Below are 14,453 nucleotides of genomic sequence, written 5' to 3'. Positions count from 1 at the left end.
AATAACTTGCTAGGGCAATTTTTTAGCGCGATCGCATCAGCTGTTTCAACTCCTGCAAGACAGGCAATAATTGCCCCGAATCTGACTTTTTGTTGGTAAATATCCCGTAGCTGGGGCTGAATAATAATGCTATTACAAATAATCCCGATACAACTAATACAATTGCGGGGCCAGAAGGCAGATTAAAAAAGTAGCTGAGATACATCCCGCTAATACTGGAAATAATGCCAATTACCGCCCCCAAAATCATCACATTGTGCAGCCGTTTAACTAATAAATATGCGGTTGCTCCCGGCGTGATTAGTAGAGATAAAACTAAGATTACTCCCACGGCTTTCATGCTGGCAACAATCGTTAGAGCAATTAGCAGCATCAGCCCAAAGTTTAGCAGGTTGGTAGGTAATCCAACTGCCTGCGCTCCGAGGGGGTCGAAGGTATAGAACAATAATTCTTTATACAGCAGTACAACAATTATTAATACAATTGCGGCGATGATAGCTGTGTCCCGGACTTCTTGAATAGTGACACCTAAAATATTGCCAAATAAGAAGTGGTTGAGGTCGATTTTGTTGTCTTTTTGGATTAGAGTAATTAAGGTAATACCAAGGGCAAAGAAGGCGGAAAAAACTATACCCATTGCCGCATCTTCTTTAATAGGCGATCGCGTCCGAATCCAAGCGATCGCCATTGTACTCAAGACTCCGGCAATAAAGGCCCCAACAAAGATATTCGCTCCCACCATAAAAGCGATCGCTAACCCAGGCAATACCGAGTGACTAATGGCATCTCCCAGCAAAGCCAATCGCTGCACCATTAGGTAGCTACCCACGACAGCACACAAAAGGCCGACGAGAATGGCAATTACAAGCGATCGCTGCATGAAGCCATACTGCAACGGCTCAATTAACACTTCTAGCATAATAATTTTATTTTGGTAATTGTAAATATTTAGAAGCTAGGAGTGATGAGTTAATAGCTCTTAGCTTCTAATTTTCTAGGCTGCAAAAAATGCAACCTTGCCCCCATAGGCGCGGTAAAGGTTTTCCTGACTTAGCACCTCTTGGCGCGAACCACTGGCAATTAAATCAGTATTTAGTAAAATCAAATCATCAAAGTGGGTGATAGATTCCCCTAAGTCGTGGTTGACGACTAGAACAGTTTTATTGGCGTCGGCGAGTTCGTGGAAGATGTCAAAAATAATCGACTGGGTTTTCTGATCGATTCCTGCAAACGGCTCATCAAAACAGAAAATCTCCGCTTGCTGAGCGATCGCTCTGGCTAAGAATACCCGTTGCTGTTGTCCGCCGGAGAGTTGCCCAATCGGGCGATCACGATAAGCGCTCATCCCCACGCGCTCGATAGCATCTGCCGCTACCCGTTTGCTAACGTTTGAGAAGCGACGAAACCAGCCAGTTTTCTTCACCCTACCCATCATTACCGCATCCCAGACAGTAGCGGGGTAAGTCCAGTCTATTTGCGATCGCTGCGGCACATAAGCAACCAGTTCCCTTTGCTCCATCAACGGCCGCTCGTTATACAGTACACTGCCAGCAGCAGCCGGAATCAACCCCAACATCGCCTTCATCAGCGTACTTTTACCAGCACCATTGGGGCCAATAATTCCCGTCAGTCGCCCCGATTTCATCGCAAAACTGACATCTCGCAGCGCTTCTACCGTGCGGTACTGAACTCCCAAGTGGCTGACGTTAATGCTTGTTGCACCTGTCGCCGCCACAGGCACATCTCTCAGATGGCATACCATTTTTGTCCAATCCGCATCAGGTGAAAAAGTGACGGTACTCATTAGTGTGGTTCGATCTTGCTTTCCTTGAGCATAATCTAAAAATGAAAGGATTATGAAAACATCTATAAATGGAAATAATCTAAAAGATAGGCAAGATTAATTGTGCAGCACCTTCATAGTAGAAAGATGGAAGAAAACCTAAAAAAGAAAAAAAGAAATAAGAGAAAGCCAAAAATTCTTTCTTTTGCCCACCTTACCTGCTTGGGGCTGGGGCTGCTTCTACCTTTTGCCCTATTCAGTTGTAACCAGCCCTCCTCAGAAAGTACCAATCCAGCAGCAGAGGGCAAACCCAACGTAGTTGCCACCAGCACCATCATCGAAGACTTAACTGAACGGGTGGGAGGAGAAGAGATTCAGCTTAAGGGCATTCTCAAACCAGGAACAGATCCCCACGTTTACGAACCAGTCCCACAAGACTCTCAGGCTTTAGAGAAAGCAAACGTGATTTTGTATAACGGCTACAACTTAGAACCAGGCTTGATTAAGCTGATGAACGCCTCTGGCGGCAAAGCTCGGAAAGTGGCTGTAGGGGAAGTGGTAAAGTCTTTGCAACTGGATAAAGGCAAAGGGGAAGTAGTGCCAGATCCTCATGTTTGGGGAGATGCTGATAACGTCATCCAAATGGTTAATGCCATTCGCGATGCGTTAATTGAAGTATCACCAGAAGACAAAGAGAAATTTACTCAAAATGCAGAATTACTCACTGCTGAGTTAAAACAACTTGATAGCTGGATTACCCAGGAAATTAAAACCATTCCAGAAAATAAGCGGAAATTAATAACAACTCACGACGCTTTTCAATATTATGGACGTGGTTATGGAATTCCCGTTGCTGGTACTTTAATTGGCATCAGTACGGAAGAACAACCCAGTGCTCAAACAGTACGAAAATTGGTAGAATCTGTTAAATTGGCTGGTGTTCCAGCAATTTTTGCAGAAACAACAATTAACCCAGCTTTGATTACTACTGTAGCGCAAGAATCGGGCATAAAATTAGCACCGCGTCAACTATATTCTGACTCGATTGGCGCTGCTGGAAGTGACGCTGATTCTTACATCAAGATGATGGTTGCTAATACCCGCACCATTGTAGAAGCTTTGGGAGGAAAGTACACGCCATTTGAGGTTAGTGGCAGGGGAAAAAAGTGAACAGTTGAAAGCGCTAGTAGGTTGAGAAACCCAACCTACTAGCGCTTTCAAACACCTCCTGCACTTGTCGCCGACATATTAAAATATCGGAGTCATACTGGCATTTAGAACATAGTTATTTAACCATTTTATGGCTGTTGTAACTTCATCACATAATTACTAAGTCTTGCCATCTCTCCGCCGGAGATCCAACCAATTTTAATTATTACAAGAGCTTCTGTCTGAGGGTTTGTCAAAGCCGGGGGCGGAAGCTTAATGATGCGAGAAGCGGAATCAAATTTTCCGTAGAAAATTTTAATTCGCCAATTTTGGTAAGAACGATATATCCATGTGATATTTTTTCATATCGTTGGGGTCAACATGTACATCTATTGTTTCATATTTGATAAATTCTTCCGGATCAAACCAAATATTTTCACTGTGAAAAACGTAAACTTGATTAGTTTCTGGGTCAAACCATTGGGAAGTTATTTGGTAAGGAGAGGAACCGTTGACTGTTAAAAATGTATTTAATTCCACTCCAGTGAATTTAGTTACTATCTTTTTGCCATTAGCTTGCAGCTTTGCAGCATTTTTATTTGATAACAATCTAAATGCTAAAGGCCCAGCGAGTAAACTCAAGCCTATTCCGGCAAAAAGCCCCCCCATTGCCAATAGAAAGATAGCAGTAAACCAAAGTTGCCAAAAAGAATTTATTTCTGCTTCCGCGGGATTGTTAGCATTGTAAAGAACAGAAACCGTTTCGCCTACACGAAAGCTTGGTGGATAAGTGCCAACGTTTGATTGAAACTCTACGCTTTCCCCTTTCTGAGTTTTGAATTTTACTATTGGGTAATAGGTACTGGACTTGCTGGAGCTGCTGGAACTGCTGGAAGTTTGAAGCCTAAGTTCGGTTACAGTGGCTATGGTAGAGGATGAATTCTTAATAAAATTTTGGGTAGAATTATAAGATAAAAAACTCCCGATAAGCATTCCAATTCCGGCAATACTAAATATGCTGCCTATCCACGTTAACGTTCTGTCTTTTTTTGCCATTTTATTTATTTTTACTCCTTGTAGCTAGGTAGGTTTTGAGAAGGTTTTAGATACGCCTTAATCAGCACAGTTTTTGAAAATGCCATGCAAACCTGTGGCGGGCTAAATAAGAGCGGTTCTCTATCTTTAGGTGTATACGGTGTCTACAGACCAGCTAGAAGTTATTCCGGTTGGGTTTAAGTAATTTTTCTAAAATTCTGATAAAACTTAACAGTAGGTGAGTGAGGGGAGAAATGATGGCTGCAAATCAGCCTGATATTGATATTGCGGGGTTTATCGATCATGCGCTGCTAAATCCCACAGCTACAAGCGAGCAAGTGGTGCGGTGGTGCGAAGAAGCATACAGGTTTAATTTTGCGGCGGTGTGCGTGTATCCCGCATACGTGCGGCAAGCAGCTGATTTGCTGCACGGAAAGAATCCCAAAGTGTGTACTGTAATTGGCTTTCCCACTGGGGCGACGACAGTGGGGACGAAACTATATGAAGCTCAAGAGGCGGTAGAAAATGGAGCTACTGAGTTAGATGTCGTGCTCAACCTGGGTTTATTGAAAGCTGGAAAAACCGAGGAACTGCATCGGGAAATTGCTCAGATTTGCGACGAAACTGGGCAGACTGTGAAGGCAATTTTGGAAACTGCTCTGCTGACAGATGCAGAAAAGAAGGTGGCAGCTGAAATATGTATGGATGCAGGAGTGGCATTCTTAAAAACCAGCACGGGTTGGCAGGGGGGTGCCACAGTGGCGGATATCCGCCTTCTGAAGCAGCTGGCGCGAGAGCAGGTAGGCATTAAGGCATCGGGGGGAATCCGTACCGTTGAGCAAGCCATAGAGTTAATCGTGGCAGGAGCTACGCGGTTAGGAACCTCTCGCGGCCCCGATTTGATCCGTCAGCGCGATACGCTGGAAAAAGAAGACTGAGGAGTGCTGAGGGCTGAGTGCTGAGGCTGAGTTTAAAAATTCCTGTAACTCAGAACTCAAAATTCAAAACTCAAAACTTAAGCTAATGAGCCGAACCTACAAAGTAACAGGAATTAATCTTAAGGGTATGCCGTTAGGCGAGTCAGACCGACTGCTGACAATTTTGACGCGGGAATTTGGCTTAATTCGGGCTGTGGCTCCTGGCGCACGCAAGCACCACTCAAAGATGGGTGGTAGGAGTGGGTTGTTTGTGGTGAATGAGCTACTGATTGCTAAAGGGCGATCGCTCGATAAAATAACTCAGGCAGAAACTATAGAATCTTACCCCGGCTTAAGTCAGGACTTGAGGAAACTGACAGCCAGCCAATATCTTGCGGAATTAGTTCTGTGTCAGGCATTGAGCGATCAGCCGCAGGAGGAATTGTATGAGCTACTAAATGAACATCTGCGCCGCTTAGAGCAATTGCCATCCCCCGACACTGCCTCAGTTTTAGCTCACCTTACCCACGGTGTCTTTCATTTGATGGCTTTGGCTGGCGTTGCGCCGGAAGTTCAAGAATGTTGCGTGACGCGACAACCACTGCTGCCGGAATTTAACAATCCAGACTGGCGGGTTGGCTTTAGTGCTGCTGCTGGGGGAACGGTGAGTTTACCAGCCTTGGAACGTCTGCAAGCAGAAGCGCGGGCGATCGCTACTCCAAGGACTAGGGGAAATTTAGCACTAAAAAACACTGTCTCGCCACAAATGCCTGGTATCGTGGCGCAGGAAAAGGGCGGTAACTACCAAACTGTTGTTCATGCTCAAACCCCCCTGATACTGAACACTAAACTGAATGCCGTCGAGCTGGCGCTGCTGCAAAAGCTGGCTCAACCAGAACTACCCCAGGTTGACACGAGTAGTGATGAACCCCCAACGATGAGTGAAGAATCAATTCATCCCTTATCCCTAACCCATCATCCTTCTTATCATGCAGCTTGGGTTGGTGTAGAGCAGATTTTACGTCAGTACGTCCAGTTTCAGTTTGGGCGATCAATTCGCTCTGCTGCTTTGATGGATGCTTGTTTTTAGTCCCAGCCGAATTTTTATAAACCATGATTCAACGTTATGATTCTGATTTGCAAGCCAAAAGTTTGTCCCTAAGTTTGTCCAGACAGAGGACAGAGGACAATGAACCACGAACGGGGGAACCCACATTCCCTCGAGCTTCTAAACTTCCTGTCCCTGGAACGGAGCCATCCCGCCGGGGTTTGACTGCATCATCAACACCTACTACATCGCGCCCCTTGTCTGACGATCGCCTGACACCCCCTCATGACCCTGACAACAGTAGAGACGCGATTAAGCGCGTCTCTAGCCCAGAGGTTTCTTTTCCCCAATCTACCGTTGATGACGGTTTAGTTCCAGCGATAGATGCACAATCCAATGCCTCTAACGGAGATTGGCACAACCCTGCATTGTCTAATGTTGATGCTGATGAGGCTGACGCAGATGCAGATCGAGGATTTGTGCCTGTTCTGAGAAACCGCAATTTCTTGGCGCTCTGGAGCGGTCAAGTTTTCTCGCAAATGGCAGATAAGGTGTATCTGGTGCTGGTGATTGCGCTGGTTGCTAATCAGTTTCAGGCGGCGGGTCAGACAATCAGCGGCTGGGTATCGGCGATTATGATTGCCTTTACCATTCCTGCTGTGCTGTTTGGTTCAGTTGCAGGTGTGTTTGTAGATCGGTGGTCGAAGAAGGGGGTGCTAGTCTCCACAAATCTGCTGCGGGGGGCGCTGGTTTTGGCTATGCCGCCTTTGCTGTGGATCAGCAAGGATTGGGGGCTAGTGGCAGGGCTGCCAGTAGGATTCTATATTTTATTGGGGTTAACTTTCTTGGTTTCGACGCTGACACAGTTTTTTGCACCAGCAGAGCAGTCAGTGATGCCGTTGATTGTTGAGCGTCATCGCCTGTTGTCGGCAAACTCTCTTTACACGATGACGATGATGGCATCGGTGATTGTGGGGTTTGCGGTGGGTGAGCCACTGTTGGGATTTGCCGATACTGTGGCGCGATCGCTTGGCGGGGGACTTGACATTGGTAAGGAAATTGCCGTAGGGGGCTGTTATGCGATCGCGGGGTTGCTTTTGCTGTTTCTTCGCACTGGTGAAAAAACTAAATCTCCCGACCACGAATTCCCCCACGTTTGGGAAGATTTGCGCGACGGACTGCTTTACCTGAAAGAACACGATCGTGTCCGCAGTGCTTTAATTCAGCTGGTGATTTTGTTTTCTATTTTTGCCGCTCTGTCGGTGCTGGCTGTGCGAATGGCAGAGGTTATCCCCGGTCTTAAGTCCTCCCAGTTCGGCTTTTTACTAGCCGCTGGCGGGGTTGGCATGGCTGGCGGAGCGACTATTCTCGGACAGATGGGACAGCATTTTTCCCATCGTCGGCTGAATCTTTATGGTTCTCTGGGAGTGGCAGCATCTCTAGTAGGTCTGGCTATATTTACGCAACAGCTTTGGATTGCTTTAATTTTGACAATGCTTTTGGGTCTTTTTGGGGCAATGGTGGCTATCCCAATGCAGACCACCATCCAGGCAGAAACCCCCGACCAAATGCGGGGTAAGGTGTTTGGGTTACAGAACAATGTGATTAATATTGCTCTGACGTTACCTTTAGCTTTGGCGGGCGTTGCTGAGACGATTTTGGGTTTACAGACAGTTTTTCTGGGTTTAGCGGCGATCGCGATCGCAGGAGGACTCTTAACCTGGTATATTTCCGGTACAGGAAAAGAAAAGTAATGAGTTTTGAATGACAAGTTTTGAATTAATAACTCAAAGCTCCACAACGGAAGTCTCCGGCTCCCCAAAACTCAAAGCTAAAAACTCAAAACTCTTAGAAAATGCACATAGCCTGGATCGGAAAAAAATCACCCTTTTGCGGCAATGTCACTTACTCTCGAGAAGTTACCAATGGGTTGTTAGACCGGGGTCTGCAAGTCAGCTTCCTTCACTTCGCCCAAGAAGAAGAAGTATCTGATGCCAGCAACTGGCCTAGTTGTCTGGAAGTGTCTCTACCTTTCCTATACAAGTCCCAGGTTTACACGCTTCCCACTCTCAAATCCCGAAAAGTTTTAATGCGGAGTCTCGAACAGCTAAAGCCAGACTTGGTACACGCTAGCTTGACTCTCTCCCCTCTGGACTTCCTGCTGCCGGAAATTTGCGAAGAGTTGAATATACCTCTAATTGCCACCTTCCACACCCCCTTTGATGGCAAGCAACGCAATATCAAATCAGGAACTCAATTGCTGACTTATCAGCTTTATGCTCCTTTTCTGGCAAATTACGACCGGGTAATTATATTTTCTAAAGTGCAGCGAGATTTACTGGAGCGGTTGGGCGTTGCTGCATCAAATATAGCCGTGATTCCCAATGGCGTTGATGAACGGAAGTATAGCCCAGGGCCTTCTAACATTAAATCCCAGTTGAATGCCAAGCGCCTTTTTGTTTATCAGGGTCGCATAGCCACAGAAAAGAATGTGGAAGCACTGCTACGGGCTTGGAAGCAGTCAGAAATGGGGACTGAGTCCAAGTTACTGATTGTTGGCGATGGCCCGTTGAAGCCGTCTTTAGAGGCATTTTATGACGAAGAATGCGGCATCATCTGGTGGGGAGCTGAAGCTGATGAGCAGCGCCGAATTGAAATTTTGCGGGGAGCGGATGTATTTATTTTGCCCTCTCTGGTAGAGGGACTTTCACTCTCGCTGTTAGAAGCAATGTCTTGTGGTGTCGCTTGCGTAGCTACGGATGCTGGTGCTGATGGCGAAGTTTTGGAGGGGAATCCTTTGGAAGGGGACGCAGGGATAATTCTCAGAACTAATGGGGTAGCCGGGCAATTGCGAACTTTGCTGCCAGTCCTTCGCGGTCATCAGGAGTTTACAAAACAGTTGGGACAAAAAGCCAGAGCTAGGATTATGGAGCAATATACTCTCAGTCGCAACATCGACCAACTGGTAAAGCTATATGAGGATCTGTTGCAGGAGCGAAAGATTCACAATATACAATTGGCTGGCTTGCGTTACAAGCGCAGAGCTAAAGAATCAGCCTCTTCATGGTTTATGGTTGATGATTCAGGGCGTACTTGTGAATAAATTCTCCAATTAACCAGTAATAAATTAGTTAACCAGTTTCCAACCTAGTCGCGTTGGCTGCTCGTATACGCGCTTAAGCGTGTTTATGTCTCTTTGGGAAATTGGGGGCGGATTACGCACCTGAGAAAAATATAGGGCATCTGTTTCTAAAGGGCTGTGTCCCCATATACCAAGTGCGTGACCAATTTCGTGACGGGCAGCTGCTTTGATATAATTGCCAGCCTGAGTTGGACTTAGCTGGATGGTGACTCGGTGGCATAAAACTGCATTTTTATCAAGATGGCTAATATAAAATTCATATTGGGTTTCGGCACTCCGAGCGCGGGGCAGCTGGAATTCGCCTGTGCTGCGATTGAAGGAGGGATTGAGGGCAGGAAGATTTCGCACTATCTTGATATCAGCATTATCTGACTGCTCAACTATCTCAAGCGGCAAATAAACTGCCCATTCCTGCACCGCTTCAATAACAGAATTTGTCCACTTATCTTGATTTTCTACGTAAACCTTAATCGGAAACTGCGACCACACTAGATAACCAACCGGGGTAGGCTTGATCTGGGAGAAGTAATCGCCGCTGTTGGTTGTATCTTTCCAGCGTGCCAGCGTTGGGGGCAAAACGTGAATTTGTGCAGCGGGTAGCGAGGTTTCGGCTGCCAAAACAGGATTATCGCCCCTCAGATGAAAATGGGGAAAAATGGCTATGAGGAAGGTGGCGATCGCGATTAACGTCGCCGTCAATAATTTTTTAGAGAGGATCGCGATCGCGTTTCGATTTTGTAAAAATGTGAGCGATCGCGTTTTGAGTTTTGAGATCAAATTACTACTTGAGCCAACCTGCGCTCAAAATCACCGTCAAACCCAGAAAAATCACGCTGAGAACCCAAGTCACTCGGTTTAGCGCTGTCTCTGCACTCTTGGTACTCGTAAACAGTTGAGCCTGTCCGCCAATACCCCCAATCCCATCTCCTTTAGGAGAGTGCAGCAGCACTAAAACAATCAGACAGACGGCAGACAGCGCCCAAATAGATTGGAAGATGTTAACAAGTGTCATAGTTAGTTGTCAGTTGTAAAAAATAGCTAATTGCGAATGGCTAATAGCTAATCGTCAGAAAAATGCAACGCCGCTATTAGCTATTCGCAACTTACAGTGAAACTCGTACAGGCGTGCGATTGGCTCGGACTTCAAATCCAACGGGTACAATCATTGAACGACCCGTCATCTCTGGAGGTTGGGGCAGCCTTAAGATTTCTAAAATTGTCGGTGCAATGTCCGCCAGCCGTCCATCACTCCGCAAAGTAACTTCAGCGCCATGCCCAGGAATTTTTAAACCCTCCCCTTCCACCAAGATAAATGGTACAGGGTTAGTTGTGTGCGCCGTCCAAGGATTGCCTTCTTCATCCCGCATATATTCGGCGTTGCCGTGGTCAGCTGTAATAATCGCCGTACCACCAGCCTTACTAATGCTTTCCAGAAGTTGTCCCAAACAACGGTCAACTGTTTCCAGTGCTTGAATTGTGGGTTCTATCTGTCCTGTGTGACCCACCATGTCGGGGTTGGCGTAGTTGATGACAATCAGTGAATAAATGCGTTTTTCCACGGCGGCGATGACGACATCTGTCACCGCATCTGCTGACATTGCGGGTTCCCGGTCATAAGTTGGCACCATTGGACTTGGCACCAGTTCCCGGTCTTCCCCTGGAAAAGGTTCCTCTAAGCCGCCGTTGAAGAAATAAGTAACGTGAGCGTATTTTTCTGTTTCAGCGGTGCGGAACTGGTGCAAACCTCGATTTGCAATTACTTCCCCCAAGATATTACTCAAGTTCTGAGGCTCAAATGCCACCAACACAGGTAAATTTGGCTCGTATTGGGTAAAGGTGGCGAAGCTCAACGGCTGGAGAAGCTGCCGTTCAAAACCCTTAAATTCCGGAGAGACAAAAGCTTGGGTGAGTTGTCTTGCTCTATCAGGGCGGAAGTTAAAGAAAATCACTCCATCTCCAGGTTCTAACGCTCCTGGGGCAATGCGCGTCGGGATGACAAACTCATCAGCGACATTTTCAGCGTAGGAAGCTTGCAAGACCTCCAGAGCCGAACGACCATCCCCAGAACCATCCTGGGTCATCACATCATAAGCTTTTTTGACACGATCCCAGCGATGATCCCGATCCATTGCGTAGTAGCGACCGCTGAGGGTGACAATGCGCCCAACTCCAATTTGGTCAATGCGGTCTTGGATTTTTTGAATTGCCTGTACACCCTCTTTAGGACTGGTATCACGTCCATCGGTGATGGCGTGGATACAGACATCTGAGATTTCTTGTGTCTTCGCTAAATCCAGCAATCCCAGTAAATGATCTAGATGAGAATGCACTCCGCCGTCTGAGCAAAGCCCCACTAAGTGAAGCTTACTGCCTCGACTCTTGACTTCCTGACAGACTTGCAGGAGCTTCTTGTTGCTCAGCAGGGTGCCGTCTTCCACAGCGTCTGAGATGCGGACTAATTCTTGCGGTACAACCCGTCCGGCACCAATGTTAAGGTGTCCCACTTCCGAGTTACCCATTTGCCCTTCCGGTAGCCCTACAGCCTTGCCTGAGGTTTGAATCAGCGTATGGGGATAGGCTGCCCAGAGGCTTTTCATTACGGGTGTTTTGGCGGCTGCTATGGCGTTGCCGTCAGTTTCTTCGCGGTAGCCCCAGCCGTCTAAGATGACTAGCACCACGGGAGAGACAGGTGCTTGCGCCATACAATAATGACCTTTATTTTCAGTGATTTCTTCGCAATGATATCATCGGATTTCGTACTCGAAGCGGCATTTTGTGGAAGTAATGTCAGGTTTTAGGATTTTCTGTCGTTGGAACTAGAGTTTTTAGGAGTTATTACCTACTTGACGACAGATGTGATATTGAGCTATTTGAATAGCGCGATCGCTTAGTTTGGCGCTCTTATGGGTTCCCGCAAGAATATCGCACTTTATGGCACCTATTAACCAACCATTATGGCGCTGGGGCATAAACAAGCCACTACACAAGCGTTACAGGTAGGTTTCTTGAGTTTGCAAACAGCTCAATTGTGATATGTCAACAAAACGAAACAATTTCCCCACTCTGATTGAGCCAAAAGCTGCATCAGGTCTTTCTTAATTTTGTCGATGTAAACCCCAACGCCGCTTGGCATGGGTATCGATCACGCCAGCATCAATTCCGTAGGCGTAACGCAGCACCATTGTGGCAGTCTTGCGGGCGACAGATGGAAGCTGGAGTAACTGCGCTATTTTCTGCCGCACTTTACCGCGAAAACGCGCCAGGAGCATTTTCGCGGTGGCTTCAATGTTCTTGGCTTTGTGGCAAAAGAAGCTCAAGGGCGCGAAATGGCTTCTAACTCAGATGGATCTGCTTGCGCGATCGCACGCTGAAAGCGGCTAAATAATTCTACTGTTACTTGATTTACTCGCTCATCTGTGCATTTAGCCGCCATTATTACACCCGTGCAGCTAGCTGCACGGGTGTTTCGTATGTTTTTGTAGTAGCAAAGGAACGCAGAGGTTTACTCAGAGTAACGCCAAGAATCACCTAATCTTGGCGTTTTAAACTCATTATTTGCGTTTTGCAGCAGACTTAGCAGCTTTTGCAGCTTTTTTCGCAGCTTTCTCGGCTTCTAGTGCTGCTAATTTTGCCTGCTCTTTTTCTTCAGCAATCTTATCGAGATAGTAGTGATAATCGCCCCGATAAACTCGGAATTCACCCTCACGAATCTCGACAATTTTATTCGCCACTTTGGAAATAAAATATCGGTCATGGGAAACTACAATTACCGTGCCGTCATAATTCTGGATTGCCTCTTCCATCATTTCTTTGGCTGGAATATCCAGGTGATTAGTAGGCTCATCCAAAATTAGAAGATTTGCTGGACGTAAAAGCATTTTTGCCAAGGCAAGACGGGCTTTTTCTCCTCCGCTCAAGGCAGCAACTTTTTTAAATACGGTGTCGCCACTAAATAGAAATCGTCCCAACAAGGTGCGAACTTCTTCATTTTTCCAGTCTGGCACTTCGTCATGGATTGTTTCCATAACTGTTCTGGAAAGATCCAAAGCTTCTGCCTGATTTTGCTCGAAGTAGCCTGGAATGACGTTATGAGCGCCTAAAGTTACTGTCCCTTCCGTGGGTTGTTCCATGCCCATAATCAGGCGCAGTAGGGTGGATTTGCCAGCACCGTTGGGGCCGAGAAACGCAATGCGATCGCCTCTTTCAATTAACAGGTTAGCATCCAAGAATAGAATCTTGTCGTCATAAGTATGCACCAAATCGTTAATTTCCACCACCTCGCGTCCGCTGCGAGGTGCGGGGGGAAATCGAAAGTGTAGGGTTCTTAATCCGCCTGTTGGCGCTTCGATTCGCTCAATTTTCTCCAGTTGTTTCTCGCGGCTTTTTGCTTGGGTGCTGCGAGTTGCACTAGCGCGGAAACGGTCAACAAAAGTTTGCTGTTTTTCTAATTCTTTTTGCTGGCGTTCGTAGGCGCTTAATTGCGCTTCTTGGTTTTCTGCTTTTTGTTGTAAATAAGCAGAATAGTTGCCCAAGTAGGTAGTTGAAACTCCGCGCTCAGTTTCTACAACTTGGGTACAAAGGCGATCGAGAAATTCCCGATCGTGGGAAACTATTACTATCGGATTTTTAAGTCCCTTGAGATAGGTTTCTAGCCACTCAATGGTTTCTAAATCCAGGTGGTTTGTCGGTTCGTCCAGCAGCAATAAATCTGGTTTTTGCAGCAATATTTTGCCTAAGCTCATTCGCATCTGCCAGCCGCCACTGAAAGCACTAACGAGGCGATCGCCATCTTCCGACGTAAACCCCATCTCTGGCAACATTTTCTCAATCCGCGCATCCAACCCGTAGCCATCCAAAGCTTCAAACTGTCGCTGGAAACGATCTAATTTATGGATTAGTTTGTCTAATTCTTCTGGGGTGGCGGTTTCCATGTCTCGCTGCACCTGCGCCAAGGATTGCTGCGCCTGGTTCGCTTCGGTAAACACTGTCCAGAATTCTTCCCGCACGGTGCGCGTGGGATCTACCTCAAATTCTTGTGTCAGGTAGGCGATGTGCAAGCTGGCAGGACGGATGATTTCCCCGCTTGTGGGTTCTGTCTCTCCCGCTATAATCTTGAGTTGGGTGGATTTGCCTGCACCGTTAACGCCGACTAAGCCAATGCGATCGCCCGCTTTGACTTCCCAGTTGACATCTTTGAGGATTTCGCCTGTGGGGTATATTTTACTGATATGTTCGAGTCGCAGCATCAATAGTCTCCAAAAAATATAGCAGCAGGACAAATGAGAGCGCCGGACGAGGGTGCACTCACAGATTTATCTGTCAGGCGGTAGCACTTGGTCGAGTTAATCTTAACAAAATTTAATTGTAAATTGAGTGCTG

The 14,453-nt window shown here is 46.7% G+C and carries 14 protein-coding genes; 5 read left to right on the top strand and 9 right to left on the bottom strand.

What is annotated here, in order from left to right; translation table 11 throughout:
* Positions 1 to 22: 22 nt before the first annotated feature.
* Positions 23 to 919 (bottom strand): metal ABC transporter permease, encoded by an 897-nt coding sequence (locus H6F63_RS09760; protein ID WP_190424417.1) that lies wholly within the window; start codon positions 917 to 919, stop codon positions 23 to 25.
* Between the two features lie 75 nt (positions 920 to 994).
* The gene (locus tag H6F63_RS09755; RefSeq protein WP_199297918.1) at positions 995 to 1,762 is read right to left on the bottom strand and encodes a metal ABC transporter ATP-binding protein; all 768 of its coding nucleotides are present in this window, start codon (positions 1,760 to 1,762) and stop codon (positions 995 to 997) included.
* A 168-nt stretch (positions 1,763 to 1,930) separates the two neighbouring features.
* Here H6F63_RS09755 and H6F63_RS09750 point away from each other — a divergent pair, with 168 nt between their 5' ends.
* Complete coding sequence (locus H6F63_RS09750) at positions 1,931 to 2,953, top strand: metal ABC transporter substrate-binding protein (protein ID WP_190636842.1); 1,023 nt, start codon at positions 1,931 to 1,933, stop codon at positions 2,951 to 2,953.
* A gap of 294 nt (positions 2,954 to 3,247) precedes the next feature.
* Here H6F63_RS09750 and H6F63_RS09745 read toward each other — a convergent pair whose 3' ends face one another.
* Complete coding sequence (locus H6F63_RS09745) at positions 3,248 to 3,988, bottom strand: DUF3592 domain-containing protein (RefSeq protein ID WP_190636840.1); 741 nt, start codon at positions 3,986 to 3,988, stop codon at positions 3,248 to 3,250.
* 236 nt (positions 3,989 to 4,224) lie between these two features.
* Between H6F63_RS09745 and deoC the strand changes: the two genes are divergently transcribed.
* The 4 genes from deoC to H6F63_RS09725 all read left to right on the top strand — a co-directional run bounded on the left by deoC (position 4,225) and on the right by H6F63_RS09725 (position 9,035).
* The gene (gene deoC, locus H6F63_RS09740; protein ID WP_190636916.1) at positions 4,225 to 4,905 is read left to right on the top strand and encodes a deoxyribose-phosphate aldolase; all 681 of its coding nucleotides are present in this window, start codon (positions 4,225 to 4,227) and stop codon (positions 4,903 to 4,905) included.
* An 85-nt stretch (positions 4,906 to 4,990) separates the two neighbouring features.
* Positions 4,991 to 5,974: a DNA repair protein RecO gene (gene recO, locus H6F63_RS09735; RefSeq protein ID WP_190636838.1), complete on the top strand. Its 984-nt coding sequence runs from the start codon at positions 4,991 to 4,993 to the stop codon at positions 5,972 to 5,974.
* A gap of 23 nt (positions 5,975 to 5,997) precedes the next feature.
* On the top strand, positions 5,998 to 7,686 hold the full coding sequence (locus H6F63_RS09730; protein WP_190636837.1) for an MFS transporter: 1,689 nt from the start codon (positions 5,998 to 6,000) through the stop codon (positions 7,684 to 7,686).
* Between the two features lie 101 nt (positions 7,687 to 7,787).
* Positions 7,788 to 9,035, top strand: coding sequence for a glycosyltransferase family 4 protein (locus tag H6F63_RS09725; protein ID WP_190636834.1), 1,248 nt, complete (start codon positions 7,788 to 7,790; stop codon positions 9,033 to 9,035).
* A 24-nt stretch (positions 9,036 to 9,059) separates the two neighbouring features.
* Here H6F63_RS09725 and H6F63_RS09720 read toward each other — a convergent pair whose 3' ends face one another.
* From H6F63_RS09720 to H6F63_RS09695, 6 genes are all read right to left on the bottom strand, one after another.
* Complete coding sequence (locus tag H6F63_RS09720; RefSeq protein WP_190636914.1) at positions 9,060 to 9,848, bottom strand: peptidase; 789 nt, start codon at positions 9,846 to 9,848, stop codon at positions 9,060 to 9,062.
* Positions 9,849 to 9,855: 7 nt separating this feature from the next.
* The gene (gene secG, locus H6F63_RS09715) at positions 9,856 to 10,086 is read right to left on the bottom strand and encodes a preprotein translocase subunit SecG (protein ID WP_190424408.1); all 231 of its coding nucleotides are present in this window, start codon (positions 10,084 to 10,086) and stop codon (positions 9,856 to 9,858) included.
* A gap of 91 nt (positions 10,087 to 10,177) precedes the next feature.
* Positions 10,178 to 11,776: a 2,3-bisphosphoglycerate-independent phosphoglycerate mutase gene (gene gpmI / locus H6F63_RS09710; RefSeq protein ID WP_190636832.1), complete on the bottom strand. Its 1,599-nt coding sequence runs from the start codon at positions 11,774 to 11,776 to the stop codon at positions 10,178 to 10,180.
* 123 nt (positions 11,777 to 11,899) lie between these two features.
* Positions 11,900 to 12,043, bottom strand: a complete 144-nt coding sequence (locus H6F63_RS09705; RefSeq protein ID WP_190636830.1) for a hypothetical protein — start codon at positions 12,041 to 12,043, stop codon at positions 11,900 to 11,902.
* Positions 12,044 to 12,169: 126 nt separating this feature from the next.
* Positions 12,170 to 12,343 (bottom strand): hypothetical protein, encoded by a 174-nt coding sequence (locus H6F63_RS09700; protein ID WP_190636828.1) that lies wholly within the window; start codon positions 12,341 to 12,343, stop codon positions 12,170 to 12,172.
* Positions 12,344 to 12,625: 282 nt separating this feature from the next.
* Positions 12,626 to 14,320 carry an ABC-F family ATP-binding cassette domain-containing protein gene (locus H6F63_RS09695; protein WP_190636826.1) on the bottom strand — a complete coding sequence of 565 codons (1,695 nt, stop codon included), beginning with the start codon at positions 14,318 to 14,320 and terminating at the stop codon, positions 12,626 to 12,628.
* Positions 14,321 to 14,453: the final 133 nt, after the last annotated feature.

This window comes from Trichocoleus sp. FACHB-40 (assembly GCF_014695915.1).
In the GTDB taxonomy this organism is placed as follows: Bacteria; Cyanobacteriota; Cyanobacteriia; order Cyanobacteriales; family FACHB-T130; genus Funiculus; species Funiculus sociatus.
The sequence above is the reverse complement of the archived record's forward strand: the minus strand, read 5'-3'. Positions and strand labels throughout refer to the sequence as shown.